25 protein-coding genes and 1 tRNA gene are annotated in these 23421 nt (G+C 67.0%); 15 read left to right on the top strand and 11 right to left on the bottom strand.

Going from position 1 to position 23421, the window contains the following annotated elements:
• Nucleotides 1–29: 29 nt before the first annotated feature.
• Nucleotides 30–1328 (top strand): MFS transporter, encoded by a 1299-nt coding sequence (locus L284_RS29245; RefSeq protein ID WP_031341566.1) that lies wholly within the window; start codon nt 30–32, stop codon nt 1326–1328.
• 120 nt (nt 1329–1448) lie between these two features.
• On the opposite strand, the gene L284_RS29240 is transcribed toward L284_RS29245, so the two are convergent.
• Nucleotides 1449–2129 (bottom strand): extensin family protein, encoded by a 681-nt coding sequence (locus L284_RS29240; protein WP_040712558.1) that lies wholly within the window; start codon nt 2127–2129, stop codon nt 1449–1451.
• A 283-nt stretch (nt 2130–2412) separates the two neighbouring features.
• Between L284_RS29240 and L284_RS29235 the strand changes: the two genes are divergently transcribed.
• The 6 genes from L284_RS29235 (at nt 2413) to L284_RS29210 (ending at nt 9794) form a co-directional block, all read left to right on the top strand.
• Complete coding sequence (locus tag L284_RS29235) at nt 2413–3576, top strand: phosphoserine transaminase (RefSeq protein ID WP_021232847.1); 1164 nt, start codon at nt 2413–2415, stop codon at nt 3574–3576.
• Nucleotides 3577–3706: 130 nt separating this feature from the next.
• Nucleotides 3707–5293: a phosphoglycerate dehydrogenase gene (gene serA, locus L284_RS29230; protein WP_021232846.1), complete on the top strand. Its 1587-nt coding sequence runs from the start codon at nt 3707–3709 to the stop codon at nt 5291–5293.
• 137 nt (nt 5294–5430) lie between these two features.
• Nucleotides 5431–6555 carry an ATP phosphoribosyltransferase regulatory subunit gene (locus L284_RS29225; RefSeq protein ID WP_021232845.1) on the top strand — a complete coding sequence of 375 codons (1125 nt, stop codon included), beginning with the start codon at nt 5431–5433 and terminating at the stop codon, nt 6553–6555.
• Nucleotides 6556–6766: 211 nt separating this feature from the next.
• A complete protein-coding gene (locus L284_RS29220; protein WP_021232844.1) occupies nt 6767–8056 on the top strand; it encodes an adenylosuccinate synthase in 1290 nt (429 codons plus the stop codon).
• A 4-nt stretch (nt 8057–8060) separates the two neighbouring features.
• Nucleotides 8061–8561, top strand: a complete 501-nt coding sequence (locus L284_RS29215) for a L,D-transpeptidase family protein (RefSeq protein ID WP_021232843.1) — start codon at nt 8061–8063, stop codon at nt 8559–8561.
• Nucleotides 8562–8795: 234 nt separating this feature from the next.
• Nucleotides 8796–9794 carry a GGDEF domain-containing protein gene (locus L284_RS29210; RefSeq protein ID WP_021232842.1) on the top strand — a complete coding sequence of 333 codons (999 nt, stop codon included), beginning with the start codon at nt 8796–8798 and terminating at the stop codon, nt 9792–9794.
• A 16-nt stretch (nt 9795–9810) separates the two neighbouring features.
• Here L284_RS29210 and L284_RS29205 read toward each other — a convergent pair whose 3' ends face one another.
• From L284_RS29205 to L284_RS48655, 3 genes are read right to left on the bottom strand one after another with little or no spacing between them, the layout of a single operon-like run.
• Complete coding sequence (locus L284_RS29205) at nt 9811–10599, bottom strand: DODA-type extradiol aromatic ring-opening family dioxygenase (RefSeq protein ID WP_021232841.1); 789 nt, start codon at nt 10597–10599, stop codon at nt 9811–9813.
• Between the two features lie 12 nt (nt 10600–10611).
• Nucleotides 10612–10794 carry a hypothetical protein gene (locus L284_RS48660; RefSeq protein WP_021232840.1) on the bottom strand — a complete coding sequence of 61 codons (183 nt, stop codon included), beginning with the start codon at nt 10792–10794 and terminating at the stop codon, nt 10612–10614.
• Nucleotides 10779–11018: a DoxX family membrane protein gene (locus L284_RS48655; protein WP_235054305.1), complete on the bottom strand. Its 240-nt coding sequence runs from the start codon at nt 11016–11018 to the stop codon at nt 10779–10781. The genes L284_RS48660 and L284_RS48655 overlap by 16 nt, the downstream gene beginning before the upstream one ends.
• A gap of 91 nt (nt 11019–11109) precedes the next feature.
• On the opposite strand from L284_RS48655, the gene L284_RS29195 reads away from it, so the two are divergent.
• Nucleotides 11110–12015 (top strand): LysR family transcriptional regulator, encoded by a 906-nt coding sequence (locus L284_RS29195; RefSeq protein WP_021232839.1) that lies wholly within the window; start codon nt 11110–11112, stop codon nt 12013–12015.
• A 204-nt stretch (nt 12016–12219) separates the two neighbouring features.
• Here L284_RS29195 and L284_RS29190 read toward each other — a convergent pair whose 3' ends face one another.
• Nucleotides 12220–12408, bottom strand: a complete 189-nt coding sequence (locus L284_RS29190) for a DUF1674 domain-containing protein (RefSeq protein WP_081673901.1) — start codon at nt 12406–12408, stop codon at nt 12220–12222.
• Between the two features lie 54 nt (nt 12409–12462).
• On the opposite strand from L284_RS29190, the gene L284_RS29185 reads away from it, so the two are divergent.
• Nucleotides 12463–13692, top strand: a complete 1230-nt coding sequence (locus L284_RS29185) for an RsmB/NOP family class I SAM-dependent RNA methyltransferase (protein WP_021232837.1) — start codon at nt 12463–12465, stop codon at nt 13690–13692.
• Nucleotides 13693–13885: 193 nt separating this feature from the next.
• On the opposite strand, the gene L284_RS29180 is transcribed toward L284_RS29185, so the two are convergent.
• The gene (locus L284_RS29180) at nt 13886–14962 is read right to left on the bottom strand and encodes a choice-of-anchor A family protein (RefSeq protein ID WP_021232836.1); all 1077 of its coding nucleotides are present in this window, start codon (nt 14960–14962) and stop codon (nt 13886–13888) included.
• 162 nt (nt 14963–15124) lie between these two features.
• Complete coding sequence (gene msrA, locus L284_RS29175) at nt 15125–15670, bottom strand: peptide-methionine (S)-S-oxide reductase MsrA (RefSeq protein ID WP_021232835.1); 546 nt, start codon at nt 15668–15670, stop codon at nt 15125–15127.
• Nucleotides 15671–15787: 117 nt separating this feature from the next.
• Between msrA and L284_RS29170 the strand changes: the two genes are divergently transcribed.
• From L284_RS29170 to L284_RS29155, 4 genes are all read left to right on the top strand, one after another.
• Nucleotides 15788–16648: a class I SAM-dependent methyltransferase gene (locus tag L284_RS29170; RefSeq protein ID WP_021232834.1), complete on the top strand. Its 861-nt coding sequence runs from the start codon at nt 15788–15790 to the stop codon at nt 16646–16648.
• Between the two features lie 14 nt (nt 16649–16662).
• Nucleotides 16663–17526, top strand: coding sequence for an N-carbamoylputrescine amidase (aguB, locus tag L284_RS29165; RefSeq protein ID WP_021232833.1), 864 nt, complete (start codon nt 16663–16665; stop codon nt 17524–17526).
• Nucleotides 17527–17566: 40 nt separating this feature from the next.
• A complete protein-coding gene (gene folK, locus L284_RS29160) occupies nt 17567–18076 on the top strand; it encodes a 2-amino-4-hydroxy-6-hydroxymethyldihydropteridine diphosphokinase (protein WP_021232832.1) in 510 nt (169 codons plus the stop codon).
• Nucleotides 18077–18114: 38 nt separating this feature from the next.
• Nucleotides 18115–18190, top strand: a tRNA-Lys gene (locus L284_RS29155).
• 279 nt (nt 18191–18469) lie between these two features.
• On the opposite strand, the gene L284_RS0123740 is transcribed toward L284_RS29155, so the two are convergent.
• Both L284_RS0123740 and L284_RS29150 read right to left on the bottom strand, forming a co-directional pair.
• Entirely contained in the window at nt 18470–18769 is a 300-nt protein-coding gene (locus L284_RS0123740; protein WP_052018328.1) for a YdaS family helix-turn-helix protein, read from the bottom strand.
• 50 nt (nt 18770–18819) lie between these two features.
• The gene (locus L284_RS29150) at nt 18820–19731 is read right to left on the bottom strand and encodes an EamA family transporter (RefSeq protein ID WP_021232830.1); all 912 of its coding nucleotides are present in this window, start codon (nt 19729–19731) and stop codon (nt 18820–18822) included.
• Between the two features lie 100 nt (nt 19732–19831).
• Between L284_RS29150 and L284_RS29145 the strand changes: the two genes are divergently transcribed.
• Together L284_RS29145 and L284_RS29140 are read left to right on the top strand one after the other, a co-directional pair.
• A complete protein-coding gene (locus L284_RS29145) occupies nt 19832–20290 on the top strand; it encodes an Lrp/AsnC family transcriptional regulator (RefSeq protein ID WP_021232829.1) in 459 nt (152 codons plus the stop codon).
• A gap of 90 nt (nt 20291–20380) precedes the next feature.
• Nucleotides 20381–20806 carry a Rap1a/Tai family immunity protein gene (locus L284_RS29140; RefSeq protein WP_021232828.1) on the top strand — a complete coding sequence of 142 codons (426 nt, stop codon included), beginning with the start codon at nt 20381–20383 and terminating at the stop codon, nt 20804–20806.
• A gap of 3 nt (nt 20807–20809) precedes the next feature.
• On the opposite strand, the gene L284_RS29135 is transcribed toward L284_RS29140, so the two are convergent.
• Both L284_RS29135 and L284_RS46780 read right to left on the bottom strand, forming a co-directional pair.
• Nucleotides 20810–21970, bottom strand: a complete 1161-nt coding sequence (locus L284_RS29135; RefSeq protein ID WP_160172092.1) for an acyltransferase family protein — start codon at nt 21968–21970, stop codon at nt 20810–20812.
• Nucleotides 21967–23013, bottom strand: a complete 1047-nt coding sequence (locus tag L284_RS46780; protein ID WP_160172091.1) for a sulfotransferase — start codon at nt 23011–23013, stop codon at nt 21967–21969. The genes L284_RS29135 and L284_RS46780 overlap by 4 nt, the downstream gene beginning before the upstream one ends.
• Between the last annotated feature and the right edge of the window lie 408 nt (nt 23014–23421).

Below are 23421 nucleotides of genomic sequence, written 5' to 3'. Positions count from 1 at the left end.
AGGATCTCATGAATGCAGCTGCCGGGGAAATGACCGAAGGCGCGCCGATCGGAGGTACGGGCGGCGACCGGGCGGACCTTCGTTCCACCGCCGGGCGCTATCGCTGGGTGATCGTCGCGCTGCTCTTCGCGGCGACGGCGATCAACTACATCGACCGGCAGATGATCGGCGTGCTCAAGCCTACGCTGGAAGCCGAGTTCCACTGGACCGAATCGGACTTTGCCAGGATCGTGTTCTGGTTCCAGCTGGCCTATGCCATCGGCTATCTCTCGTTCGGCAAAGTGGTGGACGTGCTGGGCGCGCGCATCGGCTATGCCATCGCCCTCGTCATCTGGACGATCAGCCACATGGCGCACGGCTTCGCCAGCGGGGTGACGTCCTTCGCCATGGCGCGCTTCGGCCTAGGCATCGGCGAATCGGGCAACTTCCCCGCCGGCATCCGCGCCGTCACCGACTGGTTCCCGCAAAAGGAACGCGCTTTCGCGATCGGCCTGTTCAACGCCGGCGCCAATGTCGGCGCGATCCTGACGCCGCTGATCGTGCCCTTGCTGGTGCTCTGGTTCGACTGGCGCATGGCCTTCTTCGTCACCGGCATCTTCGGCATTCTCTGGCTCGGCGCCTGGTGGACCATGTACCGCCACCCGGCCGAGCACGGGCGCGTCACGCGCGGCGAACTCGCCTGGATCCAGCAGGATCCCGCCGATCCGGTGGAGAAGATCGGCTGGGCCAGGCTGCTCACCGTCAAGGAGACCTGGGCCTACGCCCTCGGCAAGTTCCTGATCGACCCGATCTGGTGGTTCTTCCTGTTCTGGCTACCGGGCTACCTGTTCGAACGCTACGACCTCGATCTCAAGACTTTCGGCCTGCCGCTGGCCGGCATCTACCTGATCTCGGACCTCGGCAGCGTCGGCGGCGGCTGGCTGTCCTCGAAGCTGATCAAGGCGGGCAAGACGCCCAACTTCGCCCGCAAGATCACGATGCTGATCTGCGCTCTCTGCGTCCTGCCGATCTGGTTCGCCCAGAGCATCGACAGCGTATGGTCAGCGGTGCTGGTGATCGGTCTTGCCACGGCGGCGCACCAGGCGTTCTCGGCCAATCTCTACACGCTGCCCTCCGACGTCTTCCCGCGCGGAGCGGTGGGCTCGGTGGTCGGCATCGGCGGCACCGTGGGCGCGTTCGGCGGCATGGGCATGGCGCTCTTCGCGGGCTACATTCTCGATGCCACGCATAGCTACGAAGTGCTCTTCGCGATTTGCGCGAGCGCCTATCTGGTGGCGCTGGCCGTGGTGCACCTGCTGAGCCCGAAACTGGCACCTGCAAAGGTTTGAAGGAGATGGTCTGGGGGATGATCCCTCAGATCGTCCGACCCTCTCCCGTCCAAGAGAGCGAAGCGATCCCTGCGCGAGATTACTCTGGGCGGCGAGCCTTCGACAGCGCCGTCAGCCGGATCACCGGCAGAAACGGGCGCCGTCCGCTTCCAGGTGGAAGTGGTTGCGGTGGGCCTCGTTGTAGTCGGGGCCCAGCGTGGTGCCGAAGCGCTTGCAGGCGCTTTGGTGGACCACGCGCAGGAACCGGCGTTCGGCGGGGGTGCCGCCGTCCCAATCCTCCAGCACGCTCACGCGGCGGCCGTCACCCAGAACGAAGGCGGAAACGTCGATGGCATTGGCGGTGGCATGGCCCGAGCGGCGGCGGCTGCCCGCGATGTTGCGGCAATTGTAGCTGCCATACGTCTCGATCCGCACGATCCGGCTGCCGAGGATCTGTTGTGCCGCCCGGTCCACGCCGTAGCGCGCCCAGGCCGCGAAAGGCGTGGCGGTGTCGCAGGTCACCGGGCCGAGGTTGGTGACCGTGACGGTGGCGTCGTCGGTGTTGAGAGCGGCCAGCTTGACGGTTCCCACCGTCGAGCAGCCGTTCCCGTAATAGCGGTCCTCGACGGGCGTGAACACGACCCGCTGCGCGGTGAGGGTCGCCATGCATTGCCGTGCCTCGCGCGAGGTCTTGACCGCCTGAGGACGCGGCGCCGCCGCCGGGTGCGAACCGCGGCCGCGCCTATGCTCCGGCCGGTCGATGCAGCTGCTGAGCGCGGCGATCAGGGGAAGGGCGAAGAGCAGGCGGTACGGCGAGATCATCATCCGGTACAAGCATCCGGGTTGCGGGTGAACGGGAGATTACCGAGCCGCCCGCGCGGCCGGAATCGGCGACAGCGGTTTATCCACCGCTAACCTGCCCGCCGCAGGAGGGCCGGATTTCCGCGCTTGGGCATATCGGGATCCACTGCTGGAGCGGCCTCCGGCGAAACGAAATGACGCCGGCGGTCGGAGAATCGTTTGACAAATTTCGCGGGGACTTTAGACGCAGCTCCGGGCCACGCGGTCCCAACGCCGCGCGTGCTCTCTGTAAGGAGAGTCAGAAATGACTGATGGTATTACGCTTCCCCAAGGCGCGGAAGCGCCTGTTGCTGTTCCGACCCGCAAACCTGCGCGTCCGCACTTCTCGTCCGGTCCCTGCGCCAAGCCGCCCGGATATGCCCCCGAAAAACTGAATACCGAAGCTCTCGGCCGCTCGCACCGCGCCAAGATCGGCAAGACGCGCCTTGCGTATTGCATCGATCTCATGCGCGAAGTTCTGCAGCTGCCTGACACGCATCGCATCGGTATCGTCCCCGGCTCCGACACCGGCGCCTTCGAGATGGCCATGTGGACCATGCTCGGCGCCCGCGGCGTGACCGCGCTGGCCTGGGAAAGCTTCGGTGAGGGCTGGGTTACCGACGCCGTCAAGCAGCTCAAGCTGGAACCCACCGTGTTCCGCGCCGACTACGGCCAGCTGCCCGACCTCGACAAGATCGACTGGTCCGACGACGTGCTCTTCACCTGGAACGGCACCACTTCGGGCGTGCGCGTTCCGGACGCGAACTGGATCCCGGCAGACCGTGAAGGCCTGTCCTTCGCAGACGCCACTTCGGCGGTCTTCGCCTATGACATCGACTGGTCCAAGATCGACGTCGCCACTTTCTCCTGGCAGAAGGTCCTGGGCGGCGAGGGCGGCCACGGCGTCCTGATCCTCGGCCCGCGCGCTGTCGAGCGGCTGGAGAACTACACCCCGGCCTGGCCGCTTCCCAAGGTGTTCCGCCTTGTCTCGAAGGGCAAGCTGGCAGAGGGCGTGTTCAAGGGCGAAACCATCAACACCCCCTCGATGCTTGCCGTCGAAGACGCGATCTTCGCTCTGGAATGGGCCAAGGGTCTCGGCGGTCTCGAAGGGCTGAAGGCCCGTTCGAACGCCAATGCCCACGCGCTGGACAAGATCGTGGCCGAGCGTGACTGGCTGTCGCACCTTGCGGTGGACAGCGGCACCCGCTCCAAGACCTCGGTCTGCCTCTCCGTCGAGGGTGCCGATGCCGACTTCATCAAGAAGTTCGCAGCGCTGCTCGAAAAGGAAGGTGCGGCCTATGACGTCGCCGGATACCGCGATGCCCCTCCGGGCCTGCGCATCTGGTGCGGCGCCACCGTAGACACGGCCGACGTCGAGGCGCTCGGACCGTGGCTCGACTGGGCCTACGCCACCGTCAAGGCCGGCTAACCAATTCCACGTCGTCCCGGGCTCGATCCGGGACCGCTGGCGGAGCTGGACCCAAACCACGGGTGAAGCTCCGCCAAGACTTCCACCGATCCCGGATCAGGTCCGGGATGACGAGTGAAGGAATACTTCCATGACCAAGCCCCGCGTCCTCATTTCGGACAAGATGGACCCCAACGCCGCCCGTATCTTCGAGATCCGCGGCTGCGACGTAGACGTCATCACCGGCGAGACCCCCGAGCAGCTGATCGCCCGCATCGGCGACTATGACGGCCTTGCCATCCGCTCCTCGACCAAGGTCACCAAGGAAATCCTGGCCGCCGCGAAGAACCTGAAGGTGATCGGCCGCGCCGGTATCGGCGTCGACAACGTCGACATCCCGGCCGCTTCGGCCCAGGGCGTCGTGGTGATGAACACCCCGTTCGGCAACTCGATCACCACCGCCGAACATGCCATCGCCATGATCTTCGCGCTCGCGCGCCAGATCCCCGAAGCCAATGCCCAGACCCAGCAGGGCCTGTGGCCGAAGAACGGCTTCATGGGCGTCGAAGTCACCGGCAAGACGCTCGGCCTGATCGGCGCCGGCAACATCGGCTCGATCGTCGCCAGCCGCGCGCTGGGCCTGAAGATGAAGGTCGTCGCCTTCGACCCGTTCCTCACCCCGGAGCGCGCCGTGGAAATGGGCGTGGAGAAGGCCGATCTCGACACCCTGCTCGAAAAGGCGGACTTCATCACGCTGCACACGCCGCTGACCGACCAGACCCGCAACATCCTCTCGGCCGAGAACCTGGCCAAGACCAAGAAGGGCGTGCGCATCGTCAACTGCGCCCGCGGCGGGTTGATCGACGAAGCCGCGCTGAAGACCATGCTCGACAACGGCCATGTCGCCGGTGCCGCGCTCGACGTGTTCCAGACCGAGCCCGCCAAGGACTCGCCGCTGTTCGGCACGCCGAACTTCATCTGCACCCCGCACCTCGGCGCGTCGACCACCGAAGCCCAGGTCAACGTGGCGCTGCAGGTTGCCGAGCAGCTGGCCGACTTCCTGGTCAACGGCGGCGTCACCAACGCGCTCAACATGCCCTCGCTCTCGGCCGAGGAAGCGCCGAAGCTGAAGCCTTACATGAAGCTCGCTGAAATGCTGGGTTCGATGGTCGGCCAGCTGACCCGCGACTCGGTTCCCCGCATCTCGATCCACGTCGAGGGCGCCGCTGCCGAACTGAACCAGAAGCCGATCACCGCCGCCGTGCTGGCCGGTTTCATGCGCGTCCAGTCGGACACCGTGAACATGGTCAATGCGCCGTTCCTCGCCAAGGAGCGCGGCCTTGAAGTGCGCGAAGTGAAGACCGAGCGCGAGGGCGACTACCACACGCTGGTGCGCGTCTCGGTGAAGACCGAAGCGGGCGAGCGTTCGGTGGCCGGCACACTGTTCAACAATGTCGAACCGCGCTTGGTCGAACTGTTCGGCATCAAGGTCGAGGCCGAGCTGGCCGGTGACATGATGTACATCGTCAACGAGGACGCCCCCGGCTTCATCGGCCGCATCGGCACCCTGCTGGGCGAGAACGCGATCAACATCGGCACCTTCAACCTCGGCCGCCGCGACGCGGGCGGCGAGGCCGTGCTGCTGCTTTCGGTCGACAGCGCCGTGTCGGAGGACGTCCTCAAGGCGGCCACCGCGCTTCCCGGCGTGAAGACGGTCAAGGCGCTCAAGTTCGTCTGATCTGACGGATCGAAAGCTCCCAACGGAAGGGGCCGGTGTCTGCGGATGCCGGCCCCTTTTCTTTTCGAAAATGCCGCGAACGCTGCTCCTGCAATCATTCGACAACTCTGCCTCACCTCGCTAAGGCCGCCATCATCATGCAGGACAACGACCGCGATCTCTTGCCCGAAGGACTGGGCGACCGTCTTCCTCAGCAGGCCTCGGCCTCGCAGCAGGTGCGCCGCATGGCGCATGACGTGCTGGCGAGCCACGGCTACGAGCGCGTGGAAACGCCGCTGATCGAGTTCGAAAAGGCTCTCGCGCACCGCATGGCAGGCGTGCAGGTGCGGCGCATGTTCCGCTTCGTCGATTCCGTTTCCCTGCGGATGCTGGCGTTGCGCTCGGACATGACCGCCCAGGTCGCGCGCATCGCGGCTACCGGGCTTGCCGAAGCGCCGCGTCCGCTGCGGTTGTCCTATTCCGGGCAGGTCTGCACGATCAAGGGCGACGGCCTCGATCCGCGCCGCGAGCGGCTCCAGCTGGGCGCCGAGCTGATCGGCACCGATTCGGTCGCCGCCGCCGCCGAGATCGTCGAACTGGCGATCGAGGCCCTGCGCGCGGCTGGCGCCACCGGGATCTCGGTGGACTTCACCCTGCCGGACCTTGTCGATACGCTCAGCGTGGAAGCCCTGCCGCTGCCGGAAGCCCGCATCGCGGCGGTGCGCCAGATGCTCGACGCCAAGGACGCAGGCGGGCTCGTCGACGTGGGCGGCGAGGGCTACCTGCCGCTGCTCTACGCGGTCGGTCCTTTCGCCAGCGCGATCGAGCGTATTGCGGCTTTCGAATGCGGCGGCGCGCTCGCCAGCCGCATCGCGGGCTTGCGCGAAATCGCCGCGCGCGTGAGTGACAAGGCGCGCATCACGCTCGATCCGTCCGAGCGGCACGGTTTCGAGTATCAGTCGTGGTTCGGCTTCACGATCTATGCCGAGGGAATCTCGGGCAGCCTCGGTCGGGGTGGTACCTATCGCATCCTTGGCCAGACCGGGCATCATCCCGAATCGGCCACCGGCTTCTCGCTCTATCCCGACCCGCTGGTGGACCTGCTGGCTGCCGAACCGCAGGCGCAGCGCAAGCTGTTCCTGCCGTTGGGGCACGATCCGCGTGTAGCCGGGCAGCAGCGCGCGATCGGCTGGACGACGGTGGCGGCGCTGTCCGAAAGCGACGATCCGTTGGCGCTGGGGTGTTCGCACAAGCTGGAAGGCGGCGAAGCGGTCGCGCTGTGATTCGCCAGCGCAACATCGTCATCCCGGACTTGATCCGGGACGACGGGGGCTTCCGGTACGAAGGCGCGGTCTACCCTTGACGAGCCATGCGCCTTGCCACTAGGGCGCGGGCGAAAAGCCGGGGCGCTTTTGCCCCAACGCAAATCCATATCGCCGAGTCCTGTCGAAGGGCGTTATTGGATCCACCGTGGCAGGGTGGAGGAGTATATCCATGGCCAACGTAACCGTGATCGGCGCCCAGTGGGGCGATGAGGGCAAGGGCAAGATCGTCGACTGGCTCGCCAGCCGCGCCGATGCCGTGGTCCGTTTCCAGGGCGGCCACAATGCCGGCCACACGCTGGTCGTGGGCGACCAGGTCTACAAGCTGAGCCTGCTGCCCTCGGGCATCGTCACGGGCACGCTGTCGATCGTCGGCAATGGCGTCGTGCTCGATCCCTGGCACCTCAAGGCCGAAGTCGAGAAGCTGCGCGGCCAGGGCGTGGAGATCAATCCCGAGAACTTCGCGATTGCCGACAACTGCCCGCTGATCCTGCCGCTCCACCGCGACCTCGATGGCCTGCGCGAAACGGCGGCCGGTTCGGGCAAGATCGGCACCACCGGCCGCGGCATCGGCCCGGCTTACGAAGACAAGGTCGGCCGCCGCGCCATCCGCGTCTGCGACCTGGCGCACCTCGATGCGCTCGATCCGCAGCTCGACCGTCTCTGCGCCCACCACGACGCACTGCGCGCCGGTTTCAACCAGCCGCCGGTCGATCGCGAGGCGCTGATCGAGGAACTGCGCGAGATCGCGCCTTTCGTGCTCCAGTTCGCGCAGCCCGTGTGGAAGCGCCTGAACAAGGTGCGCAAGGCCGGCGCCCGCATCCTGTTCGAAGGCGCGCAGGGCGTGCTGCTCGATGTCGATCACGGCACTTATCCTTTCGTCACCAGCTCGAACACGGTTTCGGGCACGGCGGCTTCGGGTTCGGGCCTCGGCCCTTCGGCCACCGGCTTCGTGCTGGGCATCGTCAAGGCCTATACCACCCGCGTCGGCTCGGGCCCGTTTCCGACCGAACTGGAGGACGAGACCGGCCAGCGCCTTGGCGAGCGGGGCCATGAATTCGGCACAGTCACCGGCCGCAAGCGCCGCTGCGGCTGGTTCGATGCGGTGCTCACCCGCCAGTCCTGCGCCATCTCGGGCGTCACCGGCATTGCGCTGACCAAGCTGGACGTGCTGGACGGCTTCGAGAAGGTGAAGATCTGCACCGGCTACCGCCTCAACGGAAAGGTGCTGGACTATTTCCCCAGCCACGCCGCCGACCAGGCCAAGGTCGAGCCGATCTACGAAGAAATGGACGGCTGGCAGGGCACCACCGCCGGCGCCCGTTCCTGGGCCGACCTTCCCGCGCAGGCGATCAAGTATATCCAGCGCGTGCAGGAACTGATCGAAACCCCGGTGGCGCTGGTCTCGACCAGCCCCGAGCGCGAGGACACCATCCTCGTGCGCGATCCCTTCCTGGATTGATCCGGTGCGGCGCGGGTTCAGGCTCGCGCCGCTCCTGCTTCTGCTTCTGCTCGGCGCGGCGGATGCAGAGCCGGCTCTCCAGCTTCCCCAGATCGACCTGATCCGCGTGCACAAGGCGGCGCGGATCATGGAACTCTGGACCGGCGACCGGCTCGTCCATGTGATCGAGCACATCCAGCTCGGCGACGAGCCCACCGGCCCCAAGCGCTTCGAAGGGGACGAGCGCACTCCCGAAGGCCGTTACGAGATCGACTGGGGCAATCCGCAGAGCCGCTATCACCTCTCGCTTCACATCTCCTATCCCAGCGCGCAGGACCGGGCCTATGCCCAGGCGCGCGGGCGGTCCGCCGGAGGGATGATCATGATCCACGGCCAGCCGAACGCCTTGCGCGCAGGCCGCGTGCCCGGCGACTGGACGGACGGCTGCATCGCCGTGTCCAACACGGAGATCGAGGCGCTCTACCAAGCGGTGCCGGAAGGCACCCCGATCGAGATAAGTCCCTGATCGTGCCGTATTTCAGGCAGGAGCGAACGCAAGTTGCGAGAAACCTCGCCTGGAAGCCATTTTCAGGAATTTAATCCTGCTATAGAGGCAGCTACATAAGTAGGGGCCATTGCCGGGACGTCTTGGGCACGGCTCGCCTACGCTCGCGCGATCGGGTGCCGGCGGGCAGCGCCGGTTCTTCCGATCGATGGATCAACTTGGTCGCGGCGGACGCGGCGTGATCGGAATGCCAGGATGACCGGCCAAACCATGCTCCCCCAAACCATCCTCGACGACGAGCAGGGCCGCCTGGCCGCGCTGCACGATCTGGACGTGCTGGACAGCGAGCCCGAGGACGCGTTCGAGCATGTCGTCTCGCTGGTGCGCGCGGTGCTGAACGTGCCCATGGCCGCCGTCACGCTGATCGACGCCGACCGCCAGTGGTTCAAGGCGCGCAGCGGCATCGGCGTGGCCGAGACGCCGCGCAACGTCTCGTTCTGCACCCATGCGATCCAGCAGACCGCGCCGTTCCTCATATCCGACGCCCGGCTCGATGCCCGTTTCGCCGACAACCCCTTCGTCACCGACGACCCCAATGTGCGCAGCTATGCGGGCATCCCGCTGCTGACGCCGGAAGGCTACAATGTCGGCGTGCTCTGCGCGATCGACGACAAAGTGCGGGATTTCAACGAGGCCGAAGTCGCCCTGCTCGGCAATTTCGCGCGCATCGTCATGAACGAGCTGGAACTGCGCCGCATCGCCGAGCGCGACCAGTTGACCGGGGCGCTCACCCGTCGCGGTTTCCTCGACAAGGCCCGGCAGGAGATGGACCGCTTCCGCCGTTACGGCAGGCCCAGTTGCCTGGTGCTGATCGACCTCGATCACTTCAAGCAGGTCAATGACGCCCATGGCCATCCGGCCGGCGATGCGGTGCTGCGCGAGATGGCCGCGACCGTGGTCGGGGCGACGCGGCCGGTGGACTCGCTCGGCCGGCTAGGGGGCGAGGAGTTCGCGGTGTTGCTGCCGGAAACCGAAGCGGCCGAGGCGCTGGTGGCGGTGGAGCGGTTCCGCGTGACCCTGGCTCAGCACGACATCGCGGTGCCCAGCGGCTCGACGATCCGCGTCACCGCCAGCTTCGGCATCGCGCCGCTGAGCGATTCCATCGCCACGGTGGAGGACTGGATCGCCGCTGCCGATGGCCCGCTCTACGCTGCCAAGCGCGGTGGGCGGAATCGGTGCGAACTGTTGCATTGAGGCTGGCGGCATCCCGTCAGTCGAACCGAAATGCCGAAATCGCCGTCTTGAGCACCAGGTCCGAATAGACCTTCTTCCCCGCGCCCTGCGCCGTCCCGGCCACCACCATCAGCGGCAGCAGGTGCTCCTCGCGCGGGTGCGAGAAGCGGCCGCCGGGCGCCTGCGCCCACTGCGACAGCGCTTCGGCGCGAGGTCCCGCGTCGGCTTCGACGGTGCGGGTGAGCCATTGGTCGAAGGCAAGCGAAGCCTCGGTCGAGGCCGGATTGCCGTAGCCGCGCATGTTGTGGAAGCTCATGCCCGATCCCAGGATCAGCACGCCTTCGTCCCGCAGCGGGGCCAGCGCGCGTCCGGCGGCGAGGTGCAGCGCCGGGTCGAGCGAGCGATCGAGCGACATCTCGACGACCGGCACGTCCGCTTCGGGCCAGGCGACCTTGAGCGGAATGAACACGCCGTGGTCGTAGCCGCGCTGCGGGTCGGGCGCCGCGGCGAGGCCGGCGCCGCGCAGGAGCAGGCTGGCGCGCTCCGCCAGCGCGGGCGCGCCCGGGGCGTCGAAGCGGAGTTCGTAAGTGTGCTGCGGGAAGCCGTAGTAGTCGAAGAGCAGTTCGGGCTGCTCGGCGCCGGTGAAGGCGAAGCCCTCGGTTTCCCAATGGCCGGAGACGACGAGGATCGCCTTGGGCGGCGCGGGGAGGCATTCCGGCAGGCCCCGCAGGAAAGCGGCCATCGAGGTCCAGTTGCCTTGCGGATCGGGCATGAAGAAGCAGGGGCCGCCGCCGTGCGGGATGAAGAAGCTGGGTTGGCGGGTCATGGTGGGGGTTCCTCAGTTGCGCCGGGTCGGGACGAGCGTGTGGGCACCGTCGCCGATCAGGGCCAGGACGAGAAGGGCGATCGACCAGAAGGCGGGATACTCCCAGCCGCCACCCGTGCCGTCGAAGAAGAAGCCGTTGACTCCATGTACGAGGACGATGGTGCCGAGCAGCAGCGGGATCAAGGCCAGCGCCACCGCGCGGGCGTAGATGCCAGGATCAGCGCCAGCCCGCCGAGCAGCTCCGCCGCCATGGTGACATAGGCCAGCGCCGGGGGCAGCCCCAGTCTGCCGAAGAAGGCTGCCGCTCCGGCGGGTGTGAAGACGAACAGCTTGAGCGCGAAGTGGGCGATGAACAGCGCGCCCAGCGCGATGCGAAGGATCAAAGCGCCGTAAGGGGCGCTGGAAGGCGTCGAGGTCATGGGAGGCGTCCTTTCGAAGACCTATCTAGACCTTCATCTCCCTGATGATAATCATGGCGCTTGTTGAATGACTTGATACCAGGAGTGTTGAATGGACCGGCTCAAGGGCATCGAGGTCTTCGTGAAGGCGATCCGGCTCGGCGGTCTTTCGGCGGCGGCGCGCGATCTTGCGATGTCGCCGGCCATGGCCGCCAAGCACCTCAACGCGCTGGAGCAGCGCCTCGGCGCGACCCTGGTGAACCGCACCACGCGGCGGCTGGCGCTGACCGAGGCCGGCGCCGCCTATCTCGACAAGGCCGAGCGGGTGCTGGGCGAACTGGAGGAAGCCGATGCCGAGGCCATGGCCCGGTCGACGGCGGTGGAGGGCCTGCTGCGCGTCTCCGGCCCGGCCGCTTTCGGCAGCGCCTATCTGGTGAACCTGGTGACCGAATTCCACGCGCGCCATCCGGCCGTCACGGTGGAGCTTGGCCTCAACGACCGTATCGTCGACCTGCTGGAAGAGCGCTGGGACGTGGCCGTGCGGATCGGGCGGCTGGGCGACAGCAACCTCGTCGCGCGCAAGCTGGCGCCGGTGCGCATGGCGGTCTGCGCCGCGCGCGGCTATCTCGAACGGTGCGGCCCGCCCCGCTCGCTGGACGATCTCGCCGCGCACGAATGCCTGGGCTACACGCTCAGCGGCGAGACGGGCGCCACCCGCTGGAGCTTCGGGCGCGACGGCGGCCACGCGGTGGCCGTGCGCGGGCCGCTTCATGCGAACAATGGCTGGGTTCTGGCGCAGGCGGCGGTGGCGGGCATGGGCCTCGTCTACGGACCGCGCTTCTTCGTGGATCGCGCCCTTGCCGAGGGACGGCTGGTGGAACTGGACCTCGGCGCCGACCTCTACGACCTTGGCGCGATCCATGCGGTCACCCACCCCACGCGGCGGCCCGCGGCCAAGACCAGGGCGTGGATCGACTTTCTGGCCGAGCGCCTCCCGGGCATGGCGCGGGAGTGGTAGGCGGCGGGTGGGAACTGGTCGACAATAGCCTCGTCGCCCCGGACTTGATCCGGGACCGCTGGCCGAGCCGCGCCTGGCGGGCAGTCGAGCACTTATGGCGATGTCGGACAGCGCTTGTCTTCGAGCGCGTGCCTAAAGGATTGCCAGCGGTCCCGGATCAAGTCCGGGACGACGGGATTTCCTCAGATCCGGCCCCGCCCGCGATCAGAAATCGATGGCGATGCCGTTGCGCACCCAGTCGCCGTAGCGGGTGGGCGAAATGCCGTCCGGGTCCTGCTCTTCCTCGCCGTCGCCGCCCTTCGCGGCTTCCGGCGAGGGTGCCGGCGCGGGGTCGTTGGTCCAGTGGGCGGGCTTGGTGAAGCCTTCCGGCCGTGTAGTGGCGCGCTGTGTCATGGAACCCATGTGGTGAAGGTGGCGTCGAAACGCAATCCGCTATAGGGGCAGCCAATGGACATTCCCGGCCTTCCGGCGCGCCGTGCCGCGCTCAACCTTATCGATGCCGTGCTGCGGCGGGGCGAAACGCTCGACCAGGCAGGCGGCTCCGCGCTCGCGCGGGTCAGCGGAGATGCCGACCGGGCGCTTGCCCGCGCCATCGCCGGCGAAGTGCTGCGCTGGCGCACCGATCTCGACGAACTGATCGACAGCGCCACCCGCCTGCCGCTCGCCCCCGACGCCAAGGCGCGCGCGGTGCTGCAGATCATGCTCGCGCAAGTGCTGCGGCTGGAAACGCCCGCCCACGCGGTGATCGCCACCGGACTGCCGCTGCTGATGGGCGGCCCGCGCCGCCTGGCGCACGGCGTGTTTTCCACCCTGACCAAGCGCGAAGTGGCCCTGCCGGATGTGCCCACCCTGCCCGAGGATGTGGCGGGGCGCTGGGGCGCTCGCGGGGAAGCGATCGCTGCCGGTCTTGCCGAGCCGCCGCCGCTCGACCTCGCCCTGCGCCATCCCGAGCAGACCGCCGAATGGGCCGAGCGCCTCGGCGGCACCTCGCTGATGCCAGGCCATGTCCGCCTGGCGCGCGGCACCGCGGTCGAGCACCTCGAAGGGTTCCGCGACGGCGCCTGGTGGGTGCAGGACTTGGCCGCCAGTCTGCCCGCGCGGCTGCTGGGCGCGGGTCACGGAAAGCGCGTGCTCGACCTTTGCGCCGCGCCGGGCGGCAAGACGCTGCAACTGGCGGCGGCGGGCTGGCAGGTCACCGCGCTCGACAACTCCAAGCGCCGCCTCGAACGCCTGCGCGACAATCTCAAGCGCATCGGCCTCGAAGCGGAAGTGGTCCAGGCCGATGTCCTGACCTGGGAGCCGGAGGAACGGTTCGACGCGATCCTGCTGGACGCGCCCTGCACGGCGACCGGCACCGCGCGCCGCCACCCGGACGTGCTGCACCGCATCGGTGAGCGCCAGATCGAGGAAATGACCGCACTCCAGGAAAAGATGCTGGACCGCGCCTCGGGCTGGCTCAAGCCGGGCGGGCAGCTGGTCTACGCGGTCTGCTCGCTGGAAGTGGAAGAGGGGGAGGATCAGGCGGACAAGGTTGCGCTGACGCCGGTGCCGGTTGCGGCTTCGGAACTGCCGGAGGGGCTGGAGCCGAGCGCCGAGGGCTGGGTGCGGACCGATCCGGGGATGCTGGCCGAGGTCGGCGGGCTCGATGGGTTCTTCGTTGGGCGGTGGCAGAAGTAAGGGGAAGACCCGGGGGATGATCCCCCGGACCCTCGCCAATGTCGACCTTGCGCGCGATCTAGCGGTACTGCGCTCCCTACGACGCAGCCATCAAGTCTCCCGACGCCGCGATGGGCGCACGACGGGTAGGTGGTGCCTGACCTAGACAGTGATGGGGTGCAGGGGCGATGGCCCCTGCTTCTACCCCTGCCCCTTAAACCGTGACCGCGCGCCGACGACGCCAGAACAGCAACGCACCCAGGCCCAGCGCGAAGAGTCCGACCATGCCCGGCTCCGGCACGTCGGTCGCGCCGCCCGAAGATCCACCGCTGGAGCCGCCCGGCGTCCCCGGATTGCCGCCCGGCGTATAGCCGCCGGTATAAGTGCCGACGTGCATCTCACCGTTCTGCACGAGATTCCCGAACACCGCCGAACCCTGGATGTAGTTCGAGGTCGTGGCGTTGGCGCCCGGCGCCAGAACCGAGCCGCCCCAGGCGGTGGTCAGCGAGAGGTCTGCGGCCTCGTGGAAGTTCCAGACGACCTTCTCGCCGAGGTTGTTGGTGCCGCCGAGGAAGTTGTCGTCCAGCCGGATCGACTTGCCCGAGACGTTGACGATGGCGGTGTCCGCGCCGTTGAGGTTGAACTGGATCTCGCCGATCTTGTCGAGGTCGGCGGCGGAGATGTTGAACACCGCCACGCCGTCGGCGCCGGGCTGGGCGTTGAAGGTGCCGCGATTGCCGCTGATGGTGAGCTGGCTGTTGGCCGCCTCGGTGCTCATCGCATGGCTGAGGCCTTCCATCGAGGTTTCGATGAGGCTCTTCTGCTGGGCGAGGTTCTGCGCGAACTGCGGGTTGCTGGCGGCGAGGCCCGAGGTGACGGTGTTGTTGTTGACGTTGGTATTGCTGATCGTCCCGCCCACCTGCACCGTCTGCGCGGCACCGTTGAGATTGAGTCCGCTGTTGACGTTGCCGCCGACGATGGCGCCCGAACCGTTGTTGAGGTTCTTGTGGCCGCCGTTGACGTCACCCACCACTGTCAGGCCCGGCGTGCCGGTGGAGGAGGCGGGCAGGGCGGTAATCTGGTAGTTCGACGAATTACCGTCGAGATTGCCGCCCACGAAGGTCCGGCCTTCCACTTCGGAAGACGAGGTGAGATCGCCCAGCACCACCAGGTTCCAGGTCTTCAGCACGTCGATCCCCGCGATCATGCCCGAAGAGGCGAGCACGGGGCTGGCCGCGAAGGCGACGGCGGCGATGGCGACGGACAGCGACAGCTTGGGAAGACGGGACATGATGGGGCTCGCCAGAAAGAACGGATCGTTGGCGAGCTAAGTACTTGTCCGGGAAGGTTTGGATAGGGTTCGTTTCGCCGTGTCTCATGGTGAGACACGGCGAAAGCGATGGCCCGCGCGGCATCAACGATGGCTCGTCGCCGGCGCAAGGCCGTTTTCAGGTCAGCCCTTGACCTTGTTCTGGAAGCTCTTGCGCAGCTTCATCAGCTTGGGCGGGATCACCGCCAGGCAGTAGGGGTTGCGCTGGCCTTCGCCGTCCCAGTATTCCTGGTGGTAGTCCTCGGCCGGATACCATGTCTCGTTCTGCTTGCCGTCCGCGAAGCCCTCGATCGTGGTCACGACCTTGCCGCCGTTGTCCTCGTTCGAACGGGCGATGGCCGCCTCGGCCTCGGCAGCCTGTGCCTCGTCCAGCGGGAAGATCGCGGAGCGGTACTGCGTGCCCACGTCGTTGCCCTGGCGGTTGAGCTGCGTCGGGTCATGGGTGCCCATGAACACGTCGAGCAGGTCGCCATAGGAGAGCACCGAAGGATCGTAGTTCACCTTGATGGCCTCGGCATGGCCGGTGTTGCCTTCGCAGACCTGCTTGTAGGTGGGGCTCGCCACGGTGCCGCCGATATAGCCGCTTTCCACGGAATCCACGCCGATGACGTCGCGGAACACCGCCTCGGTGCACCAGAAGCACCCGCCTGCAACGATTGCCGTTTCCATTGTCCTGAATGTCCTTATGAGGGGAATTTGTCGCTAGATAGGTACACTTGAGTGACTTGTCATTGGGCGGACGGAAACTAGGTTCACATCCATCCACCCATCCACGGGAGAATCGACATGCGCCGCGCCCTGATCGCCCTTGCCTCCTTCCTCGGCGTGATCGCCATGCCGAGCGTCGCCAGTGCTGCCGATGAAAAGACCGAGGCCGAAGCCTGCAAGGGCTGCGAGGCGCTGCTCGAACTCGCCGCCTCCAACCCTTCGCGAAAGGAGGACCGCGCGCGCGACAAGTATCGCCATCCGGTTGAGACGCTGAGCTTCTTCCGCGTCGCGCCGACCATGAAAGTGGGCGAATATGCCCCCGGCGGCGAATGGTACTCGCGCTTCCTGGGCCTCTATCTCGGCCAGCAGGGGCACCTCGTGGGGCTCTACTTCAACCCCGACGCGCCTGCCTTCAAGCCGGAGATGAAGGACGGCATCCGCAAAGGCGCGGCGAGCTATCCGGCGGACGTCGCCAAGTTCACCGGCCTCCCCGCCGACAAGTTCGCCGCCTACACGCTCGGCGCCATACCCGAGGGCGAGAAGGGCACCTTCGACGTCATCATCGTGCCGCGCATGATGCACAACCTGCTGCGCTGGAACATCGCCGGCAGCGAATTCGCGGCCATGCGCGACCTGCTCAAGCCCGGCGGCCTGATCGGCATCGAGCAGCACCGCGCACGTCCCGATGCCCCGGCCGACTATGCCGACGGCTCCAAGGGCTACTTGCGCGAGGCCGACGTGATCCGCTTCATGAAGGACAACGGCTTCGACCTCGTCGCCCAGTCCGAGATCAGCGCCAATCCCAAGGACACCGCGAACTGGCCGGACGGCGTCTGGACCCTGCCGCCCAGCCTGGCGCTGAAGGACAAGGACCGCGAGAAGTACCTCGCCATCGGCGAGAGCGACCGCATGACCCTTCTGTTCCGCAAGCGAGGCTGATAGAGGCCCGCCTCATGACCGAAATCACCGTCGCCGCCCTCCAGCTCGCGCTCAACTCCGCCGACGAGCGCGAGAACATCGCCGCCGTCTCCACGCTCGTCGAGGAAGCCGCCGCCAAGGGCGCGCAGATCGTGCTGCCGCCAGAGCTGTTCTCCGGCCCCTACTTCTGCAAGGTGGAGGAAGAGGAACTCTTCGCCACCGCCCGCCCGACCGCCGAGCACCCCTCGGTGATCGCGATGAAGGCGCTGGCCAAGGCGCTGAAGATCGTCATCCCCACCAGCTTCTTCGAGCGCGACGGCCACCACTACTACAACACCCTGGCCATGATCGGCACCGACGGCGAGATCATCGGCACTTATCGCAAGAGCCACATCCCCGACGGCCCCGGTTACGAGGAGAAGTACTACTTCCGCCCGGGCAACGACGGGTTCAAGGTCTGGGACGTACTCGGCACCAAGGTCGGCGTGGGCGTGTGCTGGGACCAGTGGTATCCCGAATGCGCCCGCGTGATGGCGCTCATGGGCGCGGAACTGCTGTTCTATCCCACCGCGATCGGCTCCGAACCCTATGACGCCGCGCTCGACACCAGCCGCATGTGGCGCCGGGCCATGGTCGGCCATTCGGTGTCGAACTGCATGCCGGTGATCGCCGCCAACCGCATCGGCATCGAGACGGAATGCGGGACCGAGCAGACTTTCTACGGCCACTCGTTCATCACCGACGAATGGGGCGACTATGTCGCGCAGTTCGGCCGGGACGAGACGGGCGTGCTGGTCTCGACGATCGACCTTGCGCGCGCCGCCAAGCACCGCGCGGGCATGGGATTCTTCCGCGACCGGCGCCCGCAACTCTATACGCGCATCGCCCAGGATATCTGATACAAGCCTCCTCATCACGGCTCAATCGGGGGTTTGGGGCTTGGCAAAGCATCACTATCTCGTCGCGCTCGGCTCCAACATGCGCCACCCGCGCCACGGCAGTCCCCGCAAGGTGATCGCCGCGGCGCTGGCGGCGCTGGATAACGGCAAGTACGAGGTCATGGCCGCCTCGCCGGTGATCGAAAGCGCGCCGGTCGGCCCATCGCGCCGCCGCTATGCCAACGGCGTGGCGGTGGTGTGCAGCAAGCGCGAACCCGACGAGATGCTGCACAAGCTGCACAAGATCGAACACAAGTTCGGTCGCCGCCGCATGGGCCAGGCCTGGGGATCGCGGGTGCTGGACCTCGACCTGGTGCTATGGAGCGGCGGCCCCTGGGCGGGCGGCGAGGGCGATGAAAGCCTGATCCTGCCGCACCCCGCCTTCCGCGCCCGCGACTTCGTCCTCGGCCCCGCCCGCCGGATCGCGGGCCCCTGGCGCGATCCTTTGTCGGGTCTTACGATCAATCAGCTTCATGCCCGCTTGACCAAGCCGCGCCCTGCCCCTAGGTGACCCTTCCGCAGCCGCTTCGCCGGCTGCCCCGGAAACGGGGGCCCTTAGCTCAGTCGGTAGAGCAACTGACTTTTAATCAGTAGGTCGCTGGTTCGAACCCAGCAGGGCTCACCATATTCATTTCACATGGTTGGTAGATCGCGCCGCTTTCCGAAGCGGCACGGTTTCGCATGTGCGGAATTATTTTTTCCGGCGCGGGAACAAAGAGATCGTTCGAGAATTAAGTGGCTGCCTGGTGCGATTGCGAACCCTCTTCCGTGTCTGCGGAATTTTCGCGCCGGGCATTTGGAACGCTTTTCCGTTGGTCGGCAGAGGCCGCTTTCGGCGATGCATTTCGGACTGGACCCAAATCCTCAAGGCTCCCCGGTTTCCGGGGAGCCTTTCTTTTAGGCGTCAGTCTTCGGCGGGGCGGCGGCCTTCCGGGTTGCCGAGGTGTTCGATCTGGGCTTCGGTCAGATTCTCGCTGAACGCCGGGGAGAGCTTGCGCTCCAGGCGGCGGCACATGTCGGAGTGCGTGATCAGCGCGCGTGCGGTCTCTCGCAAGGTGGCGTAGCCCAGGGGGACTTCGCCGGAGATCCAGTCCCGCACTTCGCGCTCGGCGATGCCGAGGTGGCGCGCGAGGGCGCGCTGGCCGCCGAGGGCATCTACGGCCTGGGAGAAAATGGCGAGCTGGATGTCGGAGGCTTGCGGCATGGCCGCACGCATGGGCGCAATCGCCGCCTGGCGCAAGCGCCTGCGGGCGGTCAGATCTCGCTGATCACGGGTTTTGCGCCGTTACCCCCGGACTGGCCGCGCGCGGTAAGCGTGGTGCCGATCGTCGCGCCGACAATGGCGGCGATGCCGATCCACTGGGCGAACGGCAGCATCTCTCCCAGCAGCAGCGCGCCTGCCAGCGCGCCTACGGCTGGTTCGCCGCTGGTGAGGATGCCGAAGCTCTTGGTCGGCAACCGGCGCAGGGCGAACATCTCCAGCGAATAGGGGATCGCGCTGGAGAAGATCGCTACGAGCAGCGCGATGGCGAGCACATGCGGCAGGAGCAGCGCCGCCCCGGCCTGCGCCACGCCGAAGGGCAGAGCCACCAGCGCGGCCACGGCCATGCCATAGGCCGGAGCGGCGCCGCCGAGAATGGCTCCGGCGCGCTTGCCGAGCAGGATGTAGCCGCCCCAGAACACCCCCGCCGCCAGGGCCAGCAGCACGCCCACGGGATCGACCGCGTCGCTGGACATGTCGAGCGGCAGCAGCAGCGCGAGTCCGGCGACGGCAAGCCCGATCCAGGCAAGGTCGACGCGGCGGCGCGAGGCGAATGTCGCCACGGCAAGCGGCCCGGTGAACTCGGTGGCGAGAGCGATGCCGAGCGGGATGCGCTGGATCGCGAAGTAGAACAGCAGGTTCATGCAGCCCAGCGCCAGACCGTAGGGCAGGGCGGCATGGAGCATGCGCCGGTCGAAGGGCTTGCGCCAGATGCGAAAGACGCCGCAGAGGATCGCGGCCGCCAGCGAGAGGCGCAGGGCGGTGGTGCCGGCCGGCCCGATCACCGGGAACAGCGTCTTGGCGACCGAGGCTCCCCAGCAGATCGAGACCATGGCCGTCGCCACGGCGGCGAGAGGCGCGAAATCGCTGGACGCGAAGTGGGCGGCGATGCGGCGGAAGACCATGGAACCCTCGGTTGAATCGCCGTGCCTTTTATCGCCGGCTTGCGATAAAAGGGGTCTATGATCGTCCTTTGGCGATAATGTTTATCGGAGATCGTGCCCCATGCCCGATGCGTTCGACTTGCGCATCCTCACCGAGCTTCAACGCGACGCGCGGATCTCCATGCCGGACCTGTCGGAGGCGGTGGGGCTTTCGGCCCCGGCCTGCTACCGGCGGGTCCGGGCCTTGCGGGAACAGGGGGCGATCGAGCGGGAAGCGGCGCTGGTGGCGCCGCGAACCATGGGCTGGCTGGTGACGATGATCGTGCTGGTGACGCTGGAGACCGACAAGGGCAGGGTCGTGGACGATCTGGTCGCGCGCTTGCGACAAGCACGCGAAGTGATCGACGTCTGGTATGTCACGGGGGATCACGATCTCGTGCTCCAGGTGGCGGCCCAGGACATGGAGCATTACGATGCCTTCTCGCGCCGGGTGCTGCACGGCGAGGAACATGTCCGCGCCTTCAAGACGCTGGTGGTGATGCAGCATGCCAAGCGACTTGCGCCGTTGCCGCCGGCGTGATGCCGGTTCACGGCGGCCCTTGCGGCCGGAGCGATTGACGCGGCCGGTTTTTGGCTCGAGGGTCTTTGCCTGATTTGGAGAAAGCCGAGTATGAATTCCGCCAAGCTGGCCTGCCTGGCCCTGATCGCTCCTCTGGGGCTGCTGCCGGTTGCCGCGAATGCCAGTTTCTATACCGGCGACGAACTCTATGCCTCGTGCATGGCCCAGCGTGGCAGCAACGACTATGTCGAGAAGAGCTACGAGTGCATCGCCTACATCACCGGCGCCGTCGATGCGTTCAACACCGTGCGCAAGAACAACAAGCAGGACAGTTGCATTCCCGCCGAGGTGACGATCAGCCGGCTCCGGGAAGTCACCATGGATTATCTCGCGCGCAATCCCAACGACCGCAAGGGATCGGCTTCCGAACAGGTCTATGCCGCCACGCGCAAGGCCTGGCCCTGCAAGGGCGAGGCGAAGAAGAGCCCGGCGAAAAAGGCCGTGAGCAAGAAGCGCGCGGTGAAGAAGAAGCGGTAGGGGTCAGCTCGTCTCGGCCCTGGCGTCCCGGCGGTGGAAGACCCGCTCGTGGAAGAACCACTGGTAGGGATAGCGTTCGAGCCAGTGATAGACCAGCCGGGTGAAGACCAGCGTCACCGGCACCACCACCGCCAGGAACAGCGCCAGCGACAGGCCTGCGTGCTCGCCGAAAAGGCCCAGCCGCACGAAGACGTGGCGCATCGCGAAGTAGGAATAGGGGTGGGCGAGGTAGAGGCTGTAGCTCACTGTGCCCAGGTAGAAGGCCGCGGGGCGGTCCAGCAGCCGCGCGGTCAGGCTGCCGGGCGCGATCGCCATGAAGAAGTAGGCCGAAGTGAAGAACAGCACCGCATAGGCGCGCGGATCACCCATCTCCTTCGGCAGGAACCCGTAGTGCTGTATGGAACCGAAGTAGAGGCATCCTGCGAATGCCAGCACTTCGAGTGGGCGGCTCCAGGCGCGGGGCGGGCGGATGCCGTGATCGTCGAGCAGCCTGGCGCCGATCCCGGCGGCGAAGAAGGCCATGGCCGGAAAACGATAGACCAGTGCCGCGCAGACCAGGGCCATGAGTACGGTCTGGAGTCGGTTGCGGCGGCGCAGGGCCACGTGCACGGTAAGGCAGGTGACGGCGTAGAACAGCACTTCGTAGCTCAGGCTCCAGGCATTGGGCGTGAGCTGCTCCGTGCGCGTCAGCAGGTTCACCAGCAGCAGCGCCGGGGCGATCACGGAGAGCATGTTCAATTCGGGATAGGCGTTGCTCACCGCGTTGACGGCGATGAACAGCAGCGAGAAGGCCAGGAACAGCGGATAGAGGCGGAAGAAGCGCCTGAGGGCGAACTCGCGCGGGGTGTAGCGAAGGACGCTCGGCAGGATCACGTAGCCGCTGATCACGAAGAACAGCCAGACGCCCCAGCGGCCGAAGTTCCACGGTGCATAAGTGGCCGCGAGATAGGCGGCGTCGTGCGGATAGACGTTCTCGCCCACGCCGCCCACGACATGGGCCAGGAAGACCATCATCGCCGCCACGCCGCGCAGGCTGTGGACGGTGGAGTTGAACCCTTCGCCGGACTTGGGCGCGCGTGGCCGGGCGGCCGCGGCTGCTTCGGCGGCCAGCGCTGCGACGGCCGCTTCCTCGCGGCCCAGCACGGTGGCGGCATGCTCGGTCATGCGATCTGCGATCCTCGCGCGTGGAAGGACGGGCGCGCGCGCTTCGCCGATGCCGCCGCCGATCCGCATGAAGCCGGTTCGGCAAGCGGAGCGGCGGGGTTCGGCAGGCTGTAGCCCAGGCGGCGCAAGTCGTAGCGGGTCATCCGCTGGAGCTGCTGGTTGCTTTCGGCATAGCGGTCGCCGACGGCTTGCTCGATCCGGCGCTCCAGGCGGCGGCGCAGCGGTCCGTCGATCAGGCGGCCGAGGGCGAAAAGCGGGCGGAGCTTGCGATAGTACCGGTCGAAGGGCGGAAACCGGATCGGCGCCTGGGGCGAAAGCTGGTTGCGGTTGAACAGGGCGTTGAGCGGGCGGCGCAGGGCCTGCATCAAGATCGGCATGCCCTCGTTCGTCGGCGCGCCGAAGATATCGTGCGGGATCCGCGAGGGGTCCTGGCCGCAGAACTGCGCGATCTCTCGCGCGATGCGCTGGGGCTCGCTCCGCAGGGCCTCATAGGGGAGAACCAGGACATTGTCGGCGCCGAACAGCTGGCGGTAGTAGGCGATGCACTGCGCATAGGCGAAGGAGCGGAAATCGAATTCGGGCTGGCGATGGAGCGTCCACTGCAGGGGCGTCGTCAGCCGCCGGAACGACAGCGAGCCGCCGTCGCTGATATATTGGAGGTAGAAGGAGAAGATCATCGAGCGCTGCTCGCGCACGAAGACCAGGATGCGCGCGTCGGGCAGGCAGTTCTTCACGCGGTCGGCGATCAGCTTGGCGTCGAAACCGCCCGAGGCGGGATAGCCCGAGAGCCGTTCGTGCGAGACGACCAGGGTATGGCCGCGCTCCTGCGCCTCGCGGCTGCGGCGCCGATAGCTCTCCACCCGGTTGGGCGGGAGATCGTCGAAGGCGCCTTGCTTCACGAAGTCCAGCTTGATGTGATAGCGGTCGTTCTCCAGCCGTTCGAAGCCGAGATCGCGCCGGGCGAACAGGGCGTTCTGGAGCAAAGTGGAAGCGGTCTTGTGGTATCCGATATGGACAAGGGGTCCTGTACCCGGCGCCGTCACGTCACGCTCCCTGCTCGCATGTCCCGACGGCAAGCCGGCGTGGCCCAGGCCGTCCGGACATGGTTCGTCACGTTCAGGACAAGCGCCTGAACAGGAACGAAAGACCATGGCGGGCGGGGGCGGGTCAATTGGCCTGAATCGCTGCGGCGCTCCCCCGAAAGTCTAGGCGGATCATGAGCATCGGCGCCAGGGCGGGCCGCGGCGCGGCGGTGCGGCGGGTTCCCGTGGCCTTTGCGGCCTAGCCCCATGGAAGATCACCACCGCCACAATGCCCGCCCGTACTATGCTTCCGGGTGATTGTGGGCCGCGCGCGCGATGCCCACCCTTTCGGCGCGAACCGCCGCAAGAGGAGCGCGTGCTTGAGCCGAACCGATCCCTTCCCCGCCGCCGAACGTACGCTTCGGCTGC

The organism is Novosphingobium lindaniclasticum LE124 (genome assembly GCF_000445125.1).
Taxonomy (GTDB): Bacteria; Pseudomonadota; Alphaproteobacteria; order Sphingomonadales; family Sphingomonadaceae; genus Novosphingobium; species Novosphingobium lindaniclasticum.
The sequence above is the reverse complement of the archived record's forward strand: the minus strand, read 5'-3'. Positions and strand labels throughout refer to the sequence as shown.